Source organism: Actinoplanes derwentensis, from assembly GCF_900104725.1.
Classification (GTDB): domain Bacteria; phylum Actinomycetota; class Actinomycetes; order Mycobacteriales; family Micromonosporaceae; genus Actinoplanes; species Actinoplanes derwentensis.
Window position 1 is genome coordinate 3941637 of the sequence record NZ_LT629758.1, and the last position, 16893, is coordinate 3958529.

Sequence of the window (16893 nt, forward strand, 5' to 3'; positions counted from 1 at the left end):
CTACGAAATGGCAAACGAGGGGTGCGGCGGCTGGTTGTAGGCGGTGTTCTGCCACGCCACTGCCTCGCGGTACATCCGGTCCTGCATCAGGGACGGGCGGGAGATGCTCGTCGCGTCGGTCGTCGAGTAGATCCGCAGCGCGGTGTTGTTCGTCGTCGGCCAGATGACCTCCTCGCGCCAGTCGCCGAGGATGTCGGCCTGCAACGACGGGGTGGCCTTGGTGCCGTTGTTGGAGTGCACGTCGCTGGCGGTCAGCAGCCGGGTGTCGGCGCTGGTGCCGTACTTGTCGATGCGGGTGCCGTCGAGGAGTTCGCGCTGGGCGTCGCCGTCCCACCAGATGACGAAGTTGGCGCTGGACGGTTTGCGGCCGATGCTGGCGCCGCTGGTGTTGTAGAGGTTCGAGTACGCGCTGGACCAGGACTCGGCTCCGGCGCTGCCGGCGTAGATGTCGGCCGAGACACCGCGGCCGTTGTCGCAGCCACAGGTCGGGTTGGACCAGATGATCGCGCCGGTCCGGGCGTCGGCCATCCAGGCGGCCGGTTTGCTGGTGCTCTCGTTGACCTTGAAGACTTCCAGTCCGGCACGGCTGGGGATCAGATCACCGACGTGGTACGCGTCGCCGTGACCCTGCCCGTTGACCCACAGGCCGGAGCCGTTGTCGTCGATGGCCATCGCCCCGTACATGATCTCGTCCCTGCCGTCGCTGTCGACGTCGGCGATGGAGAGCTGGTGGTTGCCCTGGCCGGTCCAGGCGGACCCGTTCGTCGACGAGTTGCTGTCGAAGGTCCACTTGCGGGTCAGTGCGCCGTTGCGGAAGTCCCAGGCGGCGACCACCGAGCGGGTGTAGTAGCCACGGGCCATGATGATGCTCGGGTACGTGCCGTTGATGTAGGCGGTGCCGGCCAGGAACCGGTCGACCCGGTTGCCGTAACTGTCACCCCAGGACGAGACGGTGCCACGCGCGGGCACGTAGTCGGCGGTCGCCAGGGCCCGGCCGGTCTGGCCGTTGAAGACGGTCAGGAACTCGGGCCCGGTGAGGATGTAACCGGACGAGTTCCGGTAGTCGGCGCTGGAGCTGCCGATCACCACGCCCGCCCCGTCGGCCGTACCGTCGGCGGTCTTCATGGCGACCTCGGCTTTGCCGTCGCCGTCGTAGTCGAACACCTGAAACTGGGTGTAGTGCGCGCCGGCCCGGATGTTCTTACCGAGGTTGATGCGCCACAGGCGGGTGCCGTTGAGCTTGTACGCGTCGATGTAGACCGGCCCGGTGTAGCCGGACTGGGAGTTGTCCTTGGCGTTGGACGGATCCCATTTCAGGACGATCTCGTAGGCGCCGTCGCCGTCCAGGTCGCCGACCGAGGCGTCGTTGGCGGCGTACGTGTAGGCGACGCCGTCCGGGGTGGTCCCGCCGGCCGGGATCTGGATCGGCACGTCCTGGTACGCGGCGGCCAGCGCGACCGTCGGGGTGGCCGCGGCCAGGCTCTCGACGCCGCCGGTGATCGGGCGGACGGTGTAGGCCGCGCCGGCCGGGGCGCCCGCGTCGGTGAAGTTGGTGCCGCCGGTGGTGGTGATCCGGGTGTCGCCGCGGTAGACGGCGAAGCTCACGCCGGCCGGGTCGGACTTGAGCAGCCGCCAGGACAGGAAGTTGCCGGTGGCGGTCCGGAGACTGATCAGGCCCCGGTTCAGGTTCTCGGTGGTGGAGGTGGGGTCGGCGGCTACCGCCGGTGCCGGGTCGGTGGGGATGCCGACGACGGCCAGCGACACGGCGGTCAGGGCCGCGATGACGCCGGTGAACACTCTGGACATGGGGGATCCAAACGTGGACGGGGACTGGGGATGCGGGCGATTGAAAGCTTTCATTCTCGCTGTCGAATTAACCGTTCCGTAACATCGCCCGCGGCCGATGCTATCGATGCGATTCGATGGCCGCAACAGGCCGTGACGTCAGGCGGTCCACAGCAGCGCCATCACCGCCAGGTAGACGGCGGCGGCGACCGGCGGATAGAAGTCCCGGCTCGGCTCCCGCCGCCCGAACCCGGCAACAGCTGCGAACACCAGCAGCGCCAGCTCCGCCCACAGCACGATCGCCCGGCCGGTTGGCCCGAACGGCAGCGTGGGCAGCGAGAACAACATCATGAAGAGCGGCGTGGGTACGGCTACCGCAAGCACCCGCCAGACCCGCAACGGCTTACCGGCCAGCAGCAGTCGAGTCAGCAGCGCGGTCCCGAACGGGGCGGCGGCCGCGAAGATCACCGCACTGGTCAGTGGCACAGCACCGAACATCGGAGTGTTCGACGGTGCCGCCGGGTGCCACACCCACCAGCCCAGTCCCGGTCCGAGCTGGTCGAGGATCTCGTAGCCGACGTGGAACACCACCGCGACGCAGGCCGCGCCGATCAGCGGATGCCGCCGGTCCAGGATGCCGGTGCGCTGCAGGATCGCGTACGCCAGATAGGTCATCGCCGGGTAGAGCGCGACGATGTACAACGCAGCCGGTCGAAGAGGAACTGCACCGTGAACACGTTGTGCACGAAGATCAGCCCGACCTGGTCATCGAGCCCGAACCAGTCCGGGAAGTACAGCGGCGGTTCCAGAATCAGCACGTAGACGACGATGGCGAGCCACAGGCCGAGGTTCGACGCGTCGCCGCGCCGCCGCCACCAGAGGACCGCGTGCACCAGCGCGGCGATCGCGCCCGCGACCATCAGCAACTCCAGAACCGGCTGGGTCCAGCTGTCCAGTGCGGCCGGGTTCCGGATGGTGACCAGCGGGTTCGCGGTCGCGCAGTCGACGCCGGAGAGCGCCGTGAAATCAGGCCTCCGCGGCGGCCTCCGGATCACTGATTCGCGGAATGGCCCGCCGAGTGGAAGCCCCGATGAACTCTCAAAGGCCACAGCGATGATGCTGATCGCATTACACATCAGCCCGAACTTCGGATGGCTGGGCAGCCACTGAAACGGGGATGGTCTCCAGCCGAAAGTCGATCCGCCGGATCGGCAGCTCCGTCATCCCTGAAACTAGAACACGTTCTACATCGATGTCCATGGTTCGGGGCGGTGGACGCCTCGGGGGCGGTAGCCCAGGTCGTCGGCGGTGCCTGCCAGGTCGGCCAGGAACCAGATGCTGGCCAGCCACATCTCGGTGCCCTGCAGGCCGGGTGGGGTTCGGGACGGGTGGAAGCCGAAACCCTGGCCCGGGGCCCAGTGGCCGAGCGCGTCGGTCAGCAGCTTCCCGGCCAGGGCTCGCACCTCGGGTGTGCGGTGGCCGGTGGACTGGGTGAGCCAGAGCGGGTGGGCGATGTCGAGGATGTTGCAGGCGTTCTGCCGGTCCGGGCGGACCACACGGGTGTCCCCGGCGTGCGCGAGGACCGTGTCGATCACCCGCTCCGGGTAGGGCAGCGGCAGCCCGAACTGGGCGAACGTGCCCCGCGACGCGCGATAGAAGCCGTTCACGATCTGCAGCAGACCGTCGTCCGGGCGCGGCGAACCCCACATCCCGGTACGCGGGTCAGCGTTGAGCAGCAGCCAGCCGAACAACGCCTCGGCACCGGTGGGTTCGCCCATCCGGCGATTCCAGTGCAGGGCCGTGCCGAGGATGTCGACCCAGTGCCCGCCGTGCCACGCGCCGCTCTCCCAGGGCAGTTTCGCCAGCGCTTCGGCGATGCCAGCCGTCTCCACCAGCCGGATCGGATGTTGAAAGGAACTTCCGAGCAGGTCGAGCGCGTAGCCGACGGCCAGCACGTGATAGCCGGCGTCCGGATCAGTGAAGCCGGGCTGACGGAGGCCCAGCTCGGGGCCGGGGCTGCGGGAGGCGTCCGGCTGCAATGTTGCGACCAGGCCGGTGACCGGGTTCTGCCAGCCGCGCAGCCGGTCCCGCTGGGCCTCGGCGGGAAGCTGTGGTGGAGCCGTTCCCAGCAACAGGTCGGCGATCTCGACGGCGTCGCACTGGGCGCGGACCGTAGGCGCGGCGCCGGGCGTGTCCACGAATAGGTCACCGTCGAAGCAACGGTCCAGAATCCGGACCGCGTCTGCTTTGACGGCCGCCGCGAAGGTGGCGAGCCCGGACGGCCGGGACGCTTCCGGGTGGAACGTCGGCGGGACGCGCCATTTGATCACGCGGGCCGGGTTTCCGGCGACGACCGCGCCCGATGGCACGCTCTTGGTGACGATCGCGCCGGCCGCGAGGACAGCCTTGTCGCCGACCGTGACGCCGTCGAGCACTACCACGTGCGAGCCGATCCACACGTCGTCGCCGATGGTGACGCCCTTGCTGGTCAGCGGCTGGCGGAAGACCTCGACGTCCGGGTCGGTCATGTTGTGGTTGAAGCCGAGGATCGAGGTGTGGGCGCCGATCCGGACCGCGTCACCGATCTCGACGTGGCCGCGGACCACGGTGTAGGCGTTGATCGAGCAGTCCCGCCCGGCCCGGACCGTTCCGGTCAGGTAGGCGCCCGCCGCCACATAGGTGCGTGGGCCCAGGACCAGTGCGTCGTTGCGCACCGACGCCAACTCGGAGACGAAACAGCCCGTCGCGATCTGGTGGCCGGGCAGCGCGTTGAGCTGGTCCCGTACCAGATGTTGCCGGGTCTGCTCCTCCTCGCCCGCCTCGATCCAGAAGTCCCACGGTGAGTAGTCGAAGTCCCTCCCCATAGGAGCACCCTAGATCACCAGGTGACTGATCCATGCCTGTCGAAGAAGCCGCCGGTCGGGCCGTCGGCGCTGATCGTGGCCATCCGGACCAGGATCTCCGCGCCCTCCTCGATGGTCTGCGGGCCGGAATGGCCGTTCAGGTCGGTGGCGGTGTAGCCGGGGTCGACCGCGTTGAAACGGATCGCGGGGAAGGCCTTGGCATACTGCGTCGTGACCATGACCAGGGCGGTCTTCGACGAGGTGTAGTCCAGCACGTTGACCCGGGATTCGACCCGCTCCGGGTCGGTGCACAGGGCGATCGAGCCGAGGCCGCTGCTGACGTTGACCACCACCGGTGACTCGGCGGCCCGCAACAGGGGGAGGAACGCGTTGGTGACCCGGACCGGGCCGTAGAGGTTGGTGTCGAAGACGTGTGCCATGTCGGCGGCGGTGGTCTCGGCGATCCGCTCACCGAGTTTGCCGACCCCGGTGATGCCTGCGTTGTTGACCAGCACGTCGAGGCGGCCGCTGTCGGCACGCACGAACTCGGCGGCGACCCGGACCGAGTCGTCGTCGGTGACGTCCAGTTGGACGAAGCGGGCGCCGAGCTTGTCGGCGGCGACCCGGCCCCGGTCGGCGTCGCGGGACGCGGCATAGACGGTGTGCCCGGCCTCGATCAGCTGGCGGGCGGTCTCGAAGCCGAGACCCTTGTTGGCTCCGGTGATCAGTGTGGTCGTCATGCGATCCATGGTTCGTCGGCGGGGCGGGCTCAACCAGGGACTGCTGGTACCAGGCTATTCGCTCGGGACGAGGTGATACTGGATGACGTGAGCGGATCACCGGAACTCGGCCGGGCCCTGCGGAGCTGGCGGGATCGCACGACGCACCAGGAAGCGGGTCTCCCGTCGAGCGGGGTGCGCCGGGCGGCCGGGTTGCGGCGTGAGGAACTGGCACAGTTGGCGGGGCTGTCGGTGGACTACGTGGTGCGGTTGGAACAGGGCCGGTCCACGTCACCGTCCGTACAGGTGCTGGCGGCTCTTGCCCGGGCTCTTCGCCTGTCACCCGCCGAACACGAGCATTTGCATGTTCTGGCCGGTCAGGCACCACCCGGGCGGGGCCAGATCACGGCACACATCCCACCGGGCGTGCACCGTCTGCTCGACCAGCTCGACGGTGTCGCGCTCACCGTGTGCGACGCCGCATGGAACGTCATCCTGTGGAACCCGCTCTCCGCGGCCCTGACCGGCGATCTGTCGGCGTTGGGCGGGCGGGAGCGCAACATCGCGTGGCGGTCGTTCACCGCCGTACCGAGCCGGATCCGGCACACTCCCGAGCTGAGTGCCGCGTTCCAGACGGCGATGGTCACCGACCTGCGCGCGGCGGCCGCCCGTTATCCGGCCGACCCGGGCCTGCGGGCCCTGGTGACGGATCTGCGGATGGCCAGCGACGACTTCACCCGGCTCTGGGACAGCGGGGCGGTCGGTGTCCACGAGTCGAACCAGAAGACCGTCCGTCATCCCGAGGTGGGCACGTTCGTGGTCGACTGCGATCTGCTGACCGTGCCCGGCAGCGACGTGCGGATCGTCGCCTACTCGGCCGCGCCCGGCAGCGACGCCGCCGACCGGCTCCGGCTGCTGAACGTGATCGGCGTCCAGGGGCTATCCGGCAAAAGCGCGATGCCGGCGACAAGCGCAATGCCGTCGACAATGAGGCGGGCCGCTGGTGTTGCTCACGACGGCGGCGAAACGCCGGGCGGAGTGCCCAGAGGATCCTGGGCACTCGACGGTGAGACCGTCCCCTTCTGATCCGTCAGCGGAAGCTGAACAGCGGGGGCAGGACCAGGACGACGGTCCAGAACCAGACGGCGTACACCGGCAGGTATGCGGTCTGCCAGCGCTCGATGGCCGCGAAGCCGGTGCGGCGGCGGACGAAGCCCAGCAGCAGCCACGCCGACCAGGTCAGGTTGACCAGGAGAACGATGTTCTGGCCGAGTGCCGTCACGTTGTTCGGGGTGGTGCCGTACTCGGCGATCCGGCCGGTCATCATGTAGAGCACCAGCGCGTCGATGACCAGGGCGCTGACCACGAGGGCGAGCTGCATCACGTCGAACGGTCCGGGCGGCGCCTGCGGGTTCCGGGCCGACAGCGAGTACAGCAGCAGTCCCAGGACCACCGCGAGCAGCAGGTCGAACATCACCAGGGTCTCCCGGTCGATGTCGATGCCCCGGCCGTTCCAGCCGACGGTGACGAGGAAGACCAGCAGCGCGACGGTGAACAGCGGGGTGAACAGGCGGGTGAGCACCGGCGCGATGTTCTCGATGACACCCTGTTTGACCTCGACGAGCCATCCGGCGACGACCGTCGCGGCCACCATCCCGGTGGGCACGACCCATTCGCTGATCACCTCGTCGGCCTCGATGCCGATGGCGTTGAAGATCCCGTACAGGAAGGCGACGAAAACCCCACCACCGAGACCGATGAGTACGAGGTAGACGAACCACTCGCCGGTGAAGCGGATGAAATCCATCCGCCGTCGTGACGAGCGCAGGTCGTCGGACACGTAGGCCAGGCCCACCACCAGCCACAACGCCAGCGGAAGGTGGGTCATCACGATCCCGGCCGACTGGGAGTCCTCGCCGAGCGGGTAAGCGTTCGCCGCGACCGCACCCACCGCGAACAGGGCCGTCAGCACCCCGTACACCCAGGTGGCGGGGCGGCGGCGCCACAGCAGGAACGCCGCCAGCCAGGGCAGCGCGAGCAGGGCGGCGTTGGTGCCGTAGAACTCGTCACTCGCCCCCAACAGGATCGGAAGCTTGATCGTGACGGCGGCACCGGCCGCGCAGACGAGCATCGCGATCAGATCGCGCCGGGACCGGTTCTTCGTCGCCGGGTCGCCGGGTTCGCCGGTGAACATCAGCTGTTTCCACAGCCGTTCGGAGTGCTCGCGGGCGAACTCGCGGGACAGGTCGTCCAGGCCACCCATCCGCTTGACCGCGATGAGGAACGCCTCGTCACGGTCCAGCCCGAGAGTCGCCAGTTCGTCGACGGAGTTCCGGAGGTGGTCCTCCAGCTCGTCGGCGTCGGATTCCACCAGCTCCGGGCGGCGGCGGACGTACTCCCGCCACTGCGCGAACTGGGCCTCCAGTTCGTCCTTGCCGTTGGTGACGGTCACGCGATGCCCTCCCGAGGAATGAGCAGGGGCCAGACCTGTGTCAGCGCTTCGACGACGGTCTGCCACTGACGTTGCTGTTCGGCCAGTTCGGCCCGGCCCTGCTTGGTGATCCGGTAGTACTTGCGGCGGCGCTCCCCGGCCGCCGCGTGCCAGTACGCCTCGACGTGACCGAGACGCTCCAGCCGGTGCAGCAGGGGGTAGAGGAAACCTTCGGTCCAGTCCAGTTCGCCACCGGACAGGTCGCTGATGCGCCGCAGGATGGCGTACCCGTAGCTCTCGCCGTCGGCGAGGATGCCGAGCACGATCGGCGTCGCCGAGGCGGCCACCAGATCCTTGGTCACCCGCACGGGCGCCTCCTTCCATACCTAGAAGTACGAGGCATAGTAGTTCTAGGTATCAAGGGCGGTAAAGAGCCGCCCCACCGATCGGCGGGGCGGCTCTTCGCGGGCGGGGGTCAGAAGTCGTCGGGTGTGCGGATCCGGTCACGGATCCAGACGCCGGCCGGCTTCAGACGGGCCGTGCCCGCGTAGGCCCCGGCGGCACAGGTGCCCTCGGTGAAGACCGCGCCGGAGCGCATGTCGTCGGAGTAGTTCCAGTTCACCCAGCTCACCTTGGACTGCGCCATCAGGTCCAGGTACTGCTGGGCCCGGGCGAAGTCGTTGCCACCGTCACCGGTGGCCTGCTGAGTGCCGAACTCGGTCACGAACATCGGCAGCTTCGCGATCGCGTCCCGGAACGTGGTCAGGTAGTAGTCGTCGTGCGAGGCCGCGTAGAAGTGGAACGTGTACATGATGTTCGCGGCGTTCACCGGATTCGCCAGGATCCTCGACACGCCCTGCCCGTCGCCGGAGGCGCCCAGCGACGACCAGTCCTCGGTCCCGACCAGCACCACACCGTCCGGATCCTGGGCTCGGATCACCGGGATCAACTGATCGGCGTACGACTTGATCGAGGCCCAGTGGACGTCACTCGGCTCGTTCGCGATCTCGTACAGAATGTTGGTCTTGTCCTTGTGCCGTGCCGCGATCTGCTGGAAGAAGGTCTTGGCCCGCGCCAGGTTGAAGTTCGGATCACCGGGCGACAGCATGTGCCAGTCGACGATCGCGTACAGGCCGCGGGCGGTCGCCTTCTCGATGTAGTCGTTGACCTTGGCGGTGAACCCGGCCGGGTCGGTCTCGTAGCCACCCTCCTGGATGTACATCGAGATTCGCAGGACGGCCGCGTTCCACTCGTTCGCCAGCACGTTCAGCGAGGCGTCGTTGACACAGTTGGAGTACCACTGCAGGCCGTGCGTGCTCATGCCGCGCAGTTGGATCGCCTTGCCCTGCGCGTTGCAGAGCTGTCGGCCACACACCTTGAGCTGCCCGTTCCTGGCTACCGGGGTGACACCGGAAGGGGGCGTGGTGGTCGTCGGTGCAGTCGTCGGTGTGGTCGTACCGGTGCAGGACACACCGTTCAGTTTGCACCCGGCCGGGCCTCCGGAGCCGGTGCCGACGAAACCGAACGTGACCGAGGCACCGGGGGCGACGCTCGCGTTCCAGGACCGGCCGGTGAAGGTGTGGTGCTGCCCGGAACTGGTGAGCAGCGCATCCCAGTAGGACGCGAGCCCGGTGCCGGACGGCAGGTCGAACTCGACCCGCCAGGTGAGGGCGGACGTACCGCCGTTGGTGATCGTGTACTCACCCTGCCAGCCCGAGCCCCAGTCGGACACTTCGGCGAAGCTGGCAGTGGTGGCCGCGGCGCTGGCCGGGCTGACGGCGTGCAGGGTGAGCCCGGCGGCGACAACCGCCGCGACCAGGGACAGAACAAGGGAACGGGTGCGGCGCATGAGACTCCTCCGCGCGGGGATCGACGGAGGTCAAATTATTAAGGTCGTTAACAGTTATTGTCCAGTCCGCCGACGCAGCGGACAGCCCACCGCGGCGGGACGGCGCCCCGCCGCGGCGACGATCAGGTCAGAGGCCCCAGCCGTAGCGGAGGCGGTCCTTGCCCGACGTGTTGCGGACGGTCAGGTTCAAGTTGGTGCCGGAGCCGGACAGGGCGAACATCGAGTAGTAGTCGTACCCGGAGGTGCCGGTGGGTTTGCCGCCGATGGCCGGCCAGTACGTGCCGCCCATCTGGTTGTCCCGCATCACCTGGGTGACGGCGCGGATGTGGCGGACGAAGTTGTCGGTGCTGGCCGCGTCGGCGTAGTTGAGGCCGGTCGACATCGGGGCGCCGAACTCGGTCACCACCGCCCGGGACGCGCAGTTGCCGAGGCGGGTCTGTACGTGGGTGCGCCACGCGTCGTACGTCATCGCGGTGTAGAAGAACGCGTAGTGGTGGAACGAGAGGAGCGTGCCGCTGAACCGGCTGTCGTTGCACACGTCGCGCAGGTCCTGGCTGTAACCGGTGCCGCCGATCAGGGTGCGGGCCGGCACCGCCGAGTAGTGGTAGCTCATCCAGGCCGCCGCCACGTTGCGCCACTCGGCCGAGGTGTAGCCGTGCGGCTCGTTCATCGGCTCGAAGTAGACGTTGGTGTTCGCGCCGTACAGGTAGGTCACGTTGGACCACATGGTGTTCCACGCGGCGGTGTTGGTGATCCGGCCGCCGGAGGCCGCGCCGTCCTCCCAGTACGCCAGGATGACCTTGAAGCCACGGGCGGTGGCCGCGTCGATGGCACCCCGGTAGGCGCTCCACCACGCCGTACCGACGGTGTGGGTGTTGATCGGCAGTCGAACGGTGTTGACGCCGATGGTGGCCATGTCGTCGTAGAGCGCGTTGGCCTTGGCCTGCACCGTCGCGTAACTGTCCGACGAGCTGAGGCCGGAGATCACCAGCGGCCCGGTGCTGAAGTTGTCACCGAGCACCGCCCAGTTGACTCCACGGAACGAGTTGGTGGCGGCGGCCGCCGGGGACGAGGTGACGGCGACTCCACCGAGCGCGGTCAGGGCGGCTACCAGGGGGACGAGGAGAAGGCGGCGTAGCGGTGTCATGGGGATGTCCAATCAACGGGGGATGGCGGTGCCGTGCCGGCAGCCCGAGCAGCCGACCGCGCTCAGACCGGTCCAGGTGTTGAGGTCGGAGCTGGTCGCGGTCCACAGGCCGCCGTTGGTGTACTTGTCGACGTAGATGCGCCACCGGCCGTCGTCGAGGCGGACCAGGGACGGGCCCTCGTAACCGGACGCCCACAGGTTGCCCCGGTTGATCCAGCCGCCGGTGAGCCGGTCGGTGCTGGTCCAGTGCTCGATGTACTTGGTGGTCTCGTTCTTGACGAACGAGTGCCAGGTACTGCCGGACTTCACCACGTACGCGTCGATGTGGTTGGTGCCCAGACCCCACATCTGCTGCGGGCCGCTCCACGACGTGAGATCGGTGTTCTGCGCGGTGTAGACGTACGGCCGGAAGCACTCCGAGCACGTCGTCTGCGCCACGTTGGTGATCACGTAGACGGTGCTGCCCTCGATGTAGAACTCGGGCGCCCAGGTGAACTTGGTACTGCTGATCCCGGAGGGGACGGTGGCGATGTTCGTCCAGTTCAGCAGATCGGTGCTGCGGGCTACGGCGAAGTACGTCGAGTTCGTCGTCCACGACTGCCACGTGTAGGCGATGAAGTACGTACTGCCCCGCTTGATGATGCTGGGGTCCCGCAGGACTCCGGTCGGGCCGCGGAAGTTGGTGTCGTACAAGACGCTGTAGTTGAGGCCGCCGTCGGTGGACTGGTAGATCCACAGCTCCTGGTCGGCCGCCCCGTCGCCCTTGAAGGTGGCGTAGATCAGGGGCGTGGCCGCCGAGGCCGGCTGCGGCAGGACCAGCCCGCCGAGAAAGAGTGCGATCAACGCGACAAACACACGAGCACGCATGAGGTGAAATATGTTCACCGCAACGAAACAAGTCCACGAACCGAGCACGCCCGCTCAGACCCGTTCACAACCGAACATCGTCGAAAAAGTCTCAGATCGCGGCCCGGCCGTCGATGGATAGCTGTGTGGCCGACAAACAGCTGATGAAACCGGACGACCGGGACGCCGTACTCGCCGCCTTGGTGGCGAAGTATCCGGACGCCTTCATCTCGGCGATCGGGCCGACCGGGCTGTTCGTGCCGATGCCCCCAGAGGTCGACGAACTCGGGATGCGGCCCGTCGAGGGCGTGTCCTCGATGCTCGGGCTGGTCGTCGCCGAGGATCACCGGCTGGTCGTGGACTCCTGGACCCAGGCCGTCGTCGAAGGGGTGTCGGGCTGCCGGGTGCGCCTGAGCGCGGCACCCGACGACAAGACGCGGATCCATTTCATCGACGCCTCCCACCGGTTCGGCGTCTACCTCGGCATCATCAGCGGATCGACGCTCTCCGCCGAGCAGACGCTGCGCCCCGAGAACGTCCGGCCCCGGCACGTCACGATGGTCAAGAACCAGATCTCGGTGGTCATCGAAGTCGGCGACGAGATCACCGCCCTGCTCGGCTGGACCCCCGCCGAACTCACCGGCGAGCGCACCCTCGGCCTCGTCCACCCCGACGACCAGGAACGGGCCATCGCCAGCTGGGTCGACATGCTGGGCACCCCATCCGGATCAGCCCGCCGGGTACGGCTGCGCCACCTGCACCGCGACGGGCGCACCGTGTGGTTCGAGGTGACCAACCACAACTTCCTCAACGACCCGGACGATCCTCGGGTGGTCGCCGAGATGCTGGACATCTCCGACGAGATGGCGGCGCAGGAGGCGGTCCGGGCCGCCGAACAGCTGATGCGCCGGCTCACCGAGACGATTCCCCTCGCGATTCTGCAGGCCGGCCACGACGGCCGGATCACCTTCCTCAACGAGCGCGCCGCCCAGCAGGTGAAAGCCCAGGTCGGCGGCCCGCTCACGGAGGCGCTGCTGGATCTGGCCGAGCCGATGGACCGCCCGGTGGTCGCCGAGGCACTGTCCGGGGTCTTGACGGGCAAGGACACCGATTTCGAGTACGGGCATCGCGAACCGGGTGCCGGAAGCCGCCGGATCCGGGCGAACCTGCGGGCGCTGACCGACGACGCCGGCACCGTCACCGGCGCGATCGTCTGCCTGGCGGACGTCACCGAGGAGGCCCTGCTGCGCGAACGTCTGTGGCGGCAGGCCACCTTCGACGCGCTGACCGGCTGCCACAACCGGGCCGCGACGATGACCGCGCTCCGGGAGGCGTTGGACGCCGACGATCCGCACGCCGGCACCGCGGTGATCTTCCTGGACCTCAACGCCTTCAAACCGATCAACGACCGGTACGGCCACGCCGCCGGCGACCTGCTGCTCAGCCACGTGGCGGTCAGCCTGCGCAGCGCGGTACCGCCCGGCGCGATCGTAGGCCGGATCGGCGGCGACGAGTTCGTGGCCGTCTGCCGCGACGTGACCGGCCGCGACCACGCCGAACGCATCGGCGCCGACCTGCTCACGGCCTTGAGCACCGCCCGCGTCCGAATCGGCGGCAACACCCTGATCCCCCACGCCAGCCTGGGCGTCGCCTGGTCCCCTTACGGCTCCGGCGACTCCGACGACCTACTGGCCCAGGCCGACGCCGCGATGTACGCGGTAAAGCGCTCCCGCACCGGAGACCTCGCCACTCAGCGTTGAGGTAGATGGAATCTACGTAGACGGGATCTACATAACCGGCATATGAACCGGCTGCTCCCGGGTTCCGGAACCGGGGAGCATTGACCGATCCCTTTCGAGGCATTGAAGATCAGTCATGCTTCGCTTCCGTTCCCCAGCCCGGATCGGGGCCGTGTCCGGCCTCGCCGTGTTCCTTCTCGTGGTGTCGGGCTCGCCCGCCTTTGCTGATCCGCCGCCGAATCTGCCGCAGAACGCGGGTGGGCTGGAGCAGTCGTTCTCGCCGGCGTTCGACTATGACACCGACGGCTGTTACGCCACCTCCGCCATCGGGCCGGACGGGACGCTAGCCGGCGGGCTGAAGACCACCGGGGCGGTCAACGGCAGTTGCCGGGACCAGTGGGATCTGGACGCCTCGCAGACCTACGCGCGGTCGAAATGTGACAGCGGCTGGTGTGCGATCGTCTACGCCGGCTACTTCGAGAAGGACCAGGCGGTCGCCGGCAGTGGGCTCGGCGGGCACCGGCACGACTGGGAGCACGTCATCTCCTGGGTGAACCAGGCAACCAACCAGGTGGAGTACGTCAGCACCACTCAGCACAGTTCACAGAAGACCTACAGCCGCTCGCAGGTGCGTTTCGACGGCAGTCACCCGAAGATCGTCTACCACAAGGACGGCGCGTCGACCCACTTCTTCCGGCTCGCCAACAGCAACGACGAACCGCCGGAGAACCACTACCACAACTGGCGTTACCCGCCGCTCGTCGACTGGAACGGCTGGCCCAGTGTCGCGCTGCGGGACCGGCTGATGACGGCTGACTTCGGCTCGGCCACCATCAAGATCAAGGACGGCTCGTTCGAGTACCTGCTGAACGCCGCCAAACCGGCCGGCATCCCGTTCAATGCGTACGCCTGATCCCGGGGAGCTGTGATGATCCTGCGCATCGCGATCGGTCTGGCCCTGGCCGCCGGCCTGATCACCCCAAAGGTCACACCGAACGTCACACCGGCCGTCACGTCGGCCGCACCAACCGCCGGGCCGGTCATCGACCAGAACTTCGCCGATCCGGACGTCATGAAGTCCGGCCGCACCTACTACGCCTACGCCACCAACAGCGACGGCCGGAACATCACCTGGGCCACCTCCACCGACCTGGTCACCTGGGCGGTGCAGGGCACCGACGCGCTGCCCACGCTGGGCGCCTGGGTGGATCCCGACTGGTCGTTCCCGCCGGGCGGATCCGGTGACCGCGGGGTCTGGGCGCCGGAGGTGTTCGCGACCGGGCCGAAGAGCTTCGTGATGTGGTACACCGCGCACGACCGGGCCTCCGGTAAGCAGTGCATCGGTGCCGCCACCGCCACCGCGCCGGGCGGTCCGTTCACGCCCCGGGACACCGCGCTGGTCTGCACTCCGGAGACCGGCGGTGCGATCGACGCCTCCTCGTTCGCCGAGAACGGCCGCCGCTACATGCTGTGGAAGAACGACGGCAACTGTTGCGCCCAGGACACCTGGCTGCACCTGCAGCAGGTCAGTGCGGACGGGCTGCGCCGGACCGGTGCGGAGACCGCGCTGATCAAGCAGAACAAGCCGTTCGAGGGCACTCTGGTCGAGGCGCCGACGTTGTGGAAGCACAACGGGGTGTACGTGCTCTTCTACTCCGCCAACTTCTTCGGCAACGGCAGCTACGTGAGCAGTTACGCCACGGCGGCGAGCCTTCGGGGTCCGTACACCAAAGCCGCTGTGCCCTTGATGACGACCGACGCGTTCGCCGGATCGGTGCGCGGGCCCGGTGGGCAGGACGTGGTGACCGGTCCGGACGGCCGGGACCGGATCGTCTTCCACGGCTGGAACGCCGGTTTCACCTACCGGGCGATGTATTCGCAGCGCCTCGATTGGCAGGGCAGCCGGCCGGTCGTGGACGGCGCCAAGATCCGTTATGAGGCCGAGGACGCGAACTTCACCAGGGCCAACGCCCGGTACGCGGCCGGCGGCGCCAGCAACGGTGTGGTCGTCGGCGGGATCGACTTCGCCGACACCCGGGTGGCCTTCACCGTCCACGTGCCCAGGGCCGGCGACTACCGGCTGTACACCCGTTTCGCGAACGGCTCGGAACCGGCCACCCACACCCTGACCGTCAACGGCGCCGCGGCGGGAACCGTCGACTACCCGGTCACCGGCTGGGACAACTGGCAGATCAGCGAACGCCCGGTGACCTTGAAGGCGGGAACCAACACCGTCTCGTACGGCAAGGGCGCCGCCTTCGCCGAACTGGACGCGATCGACATCTCCTGACAAAGACATCGCCGACAAACGCGACGAGCCGCCACCCGGGGTCGGGATGGCGGCTCGTCGTCAGGTCAGCCGATCTTCACGTTGAAGATCGGGTTGGCGGCCAGCTTCTGGAAGGCGGCCAGCGAAGCCTTGGTGCTGTCGATGCTGATGTCACGGTTGCCCTGGTCGTCGTGCTTGGTGTCGAAGTGCACGATCGCCTTGATCGCCGGGCGCTTGGCCAGCTGCGACAGGACGCTGTTGTAGACGGCGGCCTTGTCGCCGGTCTTGCCGATGCGGTGGTAGCCACCCCACTCGGCGATCATCAGCGGCTTGCTCGCGTGCTTGGTGGTCGCCCAGTCGTAGAAGCCGAGGCCGCCGTTCTTGGGCTTGCGGTCGAGCAGGTCACCGAACGCGCCGTAGTGGTAGTAGCCCTTCTCGACCGAGACGTAGGAGTCCAGGCCGATCCAGTCGATGACGTCGTCGCCCGGGTAGAGGTCCTTCCACCAGGACTGCGCCATCCACTTCTCGTTGCCCATGTAGGCCAGCACGTTCACGACGTTGTCGGCACCCTGGGCGCGCAGCCGCTGGATGGTGTGGCGGTACATCGCGGCGAAGTCCTTGGCCTGCATGCCGGAACCCTTGCGCGGCTTGACGTCGTTCTCCGGCTCGTGGTTGAGGACCAGGAAGACCTTCTTGTCGTACGCCTTGATCCGCTTGGCGAACGTGTCGATCCGCTTGTCCTGCTTGCCGGCCGCGACCGCCGCCCAGTTCGAGCCGTACGCGATCTTCCAGTTCAGCAGCAGCACCCGGGGCTTGGCCGGGTCCTGGGTCATGGCGATCTCGGCCTTGGTCGGGAACGGCTCGTCGCCCTTGTGGTACGTGTGGAAGATCGTCGCGGTGCGGCCGCTCAGCTTCTCCCAGTTCTTGTGCTCCAGGTCCCGGGGCTTGCTGGTGAAACCGCCGGCCGCGCCGCCCCAGAGGACGCCACAGGTCGGGACGAGCTTCGCGTCGGTGGTGCACTTCGACTTAGCAGCCGGAGCAGCCGGAGCGGCCTGCGCGGCGGAACCCATCAGAGCAACACCGGCGCCGGCGAGTACGGCGGTCAGAGCTGTCAGGAACATCGGCAGCTTGGCACGTCGCAAGAAATTGTCTCCCCCGTTTGTCCGGCGTATGTCGGCCGGGCATGGGATAGAGATTCCAGGTCGGGGGTTGCGGGTCCAGTGCCCGTTCCGGTGCCGCTCGGTTGCGGGTTCCACGGACCTGTT

At 67.9% G+C, this 16893-nt stretch carries 15 protein-coding genes; 4 read left to right on the plus strand and 11 right to left on the minus strand.

Annotation, left to right across the window (positions count from 1 at the left end; translation table 11 throughout):
- From BLU81_RS17475 to BLU81_RS17495, 5 genes are all read right to left on the minus strand, one after another.
- A complete protein-coding gene (locus tag BLU81_RS17475) occupies window positions 1-1806 on the minus strand; it encodes a rhamnogalacturonan lyase (protein ID WP_231954613.1) in 1806 nt (601 codons plus the stop codon).
- 138 nt (window positions 1807-1944) lie between these two features.
- Window positions 1945-2487: a hypothetical protein gene (locus BLU81_RS17480; RefSeq protein ID WP_157751657.1), complete on the minus strand. Its 543-nt coding sequence runs from the start codon at window positions 2485-2487 to the stop codon at window positions 1945-1947.
- Window positions 2457-2840: a hypothetical protein gene (locus tag BLU81_RS17485; protein ID WP_092545651.1), complete on the minus strand. Its 384-nt coding sequence runs from the start codon at window positions 2838-2840 to the stop codon at window positions 2457-2459. Before BLU81_RS17485 ends, BLU81_RS17480 begins: the two co-directional genes overlap by 31 nt.
- A gap of 189 nt (window positions 2841-3029) precedes the next feature.
- Complete coding sequence (locus BLU81_RS51545; RefSeq protein WP_092545652.1) at window positions 3030-4649, minus strand: acyltransferase; 1620 nt, start codon at window positions 4647-4649, stop codon at window positions 3030-3032.
- 14 nt (window positions 4650-4663) lie between these two features.
- Window positions 4664-5368, minus strand: a complete 705-nt coding sequence (locus tag BLU81_RS17495) for an SDR family NAD(P)-dependent oxidoreductase (RefSeq protein ID WP_092545653.1) — start codon at window positions 5366-5368, stop codon at window positions 4664-4666.
- An 87-nt stretch (window positions 5369-5455) separates the two neighbouring features.
- On the opposite strand from BLU81_RS17495, the gene BLU81_RS17500 reads away from it, so the two are divergent.
- Window positions 5456-6433, plus strand: a complete 978-nt coding sequence (locus BLU81_RS17500; RefSeq protein ID WP_092557232.1) for a helix-turn-helix transcriptional regulator — start codon at window positions 5456-5458, stop codon at window positions 6431-6433.
- 4 nt (window positions 6434-6437) lie between these two features.
- Here BLU81_RS17500 and BLU81_RS17505 read toward each other — a convergent pair whose 3' ends face one another.
- The 5 genes from BLU81_RS17505 to BLU81_RS17525 form a co-directional block, all read right to left on the minus strand.
- A complete protein-coding gene (locus tag BLU81_RS17505) occupies window positions 6438-7799 on the minus strand; it encodes a permease prefix domain 1-containing protein (protein ID WP_092545654.1) in 1362 nt (453 codons plus the stop codon).
- Window positions 7796-8146, minus strand: a complete 351-nt coding sequence (locus tag BLU81_RS17510; RefSeq protein WP_092545655.1) for a PadR family transcriptional regulator — start codon at window positions 8144-8146, stop codon at window positions 7796-7798. Before BLU81_RS17510 ends, BLU81_RS17505 begins: the two co-directional genes overlap by 4 nt.
- Before the next feature lie 107 nt (window positions 8147-8253).
- Window positions 8254-9627, minus strand: coding sequence for a cellulase family glycosylhydrolase (locus BLU81_RS17515; protein WP_092545656.1), 1374 nt, complete (start codon window positions 9625-9627; stop codon window positions 8254-8256).
- A gap of 127 nt (window positions 9628-9754) precedes the next feature.
- On the minus strand, window positions 9755-10774 hold the full coding sequence (locus BLU81_RS17520) for a glycoside hydrolase family 5 protein (protein ID WP_231954614.1): 1020 nt from the start codon (window positions 10772-10774) through the stop codon (window positions 9755-9757).
- A 12-nt stretch (window positions 10775-10786) separates the two neighbouring features.
- A complete protein-coding gene (locus BLU81_RS17525; protein WP_092545657.1) occupies window positions 10787-11641 on the minus strand; it encodes a glycoside hydrolase family 43 protein in 855 nt (284 codons plus the stop codon).
- Between the two features lie 125 nt (window positions 11642-11766).
- Between BLU81_RS17525 and BLU81_RS17530 the strand changes: the two genes are divergently transcribed.
- The 3 genes from BLU81_RS17530 to BLU81_RS17540 all read left to right on the plus strand — a co-directional run bounded on the left by BLU81_RS17530 (window position 11767) and on the right by BLU81_RS17540 (window position 15649).
- Window positions 11767-13380, plus strand: a complete 1614-nt coding sequence (locus BLU81_RS17530; protein WP_172890566.1) for a sensor domain-containing diguanylate cyclase — start codon at window positions 11767-11769, stop codon at window positions 13378-13380.
- Between the two features lie 115 nt (window positions 13381-13495).
- Window positions 13496-14272: an NPP1 family protein gene (locus tag BLU81_RS17535; RefSeq protein WP_092545659.1), complete on the plus strand. Its 777-nt coding sequence runs from the start codon at window positions 13496-13498 to the stop codon at window positions 14270-14272.
- A gap of 15 nt (window positions 14273-14287) precedes the next feature.
- The gene (locus BLU81_RS17540; protein ID WP_092545660.1) at window positions 14288-15649 is read left to right on the plus strand and encodes a family 43 glycosylhydrolase; all 1362 of its coding nucleotides are present in this window, start codon (window positions 14288-14290) and stop codon (window positions 15647-15649) included.
- A 65-nt stretch (window positions 15650-15714) separates the two neighbouring features.
- On the opposite strand, the gene BLU81_RS17545 is transcribed toward BLU81_RS17540, so the two are convergent.
- Window positions 15715-16770: a glycoside hydrolase family 26 protein gene (locus BLU81_RS17545; protein ID WP_231954615.1), complete on the minus strand. Its 1056-nt coding sequence runs from the start codon at window positions 16768-16770 to the stop codon at window positions 15715-15717.
- Window positions 16771-16893: the final 123 nt, after the last annotated feature.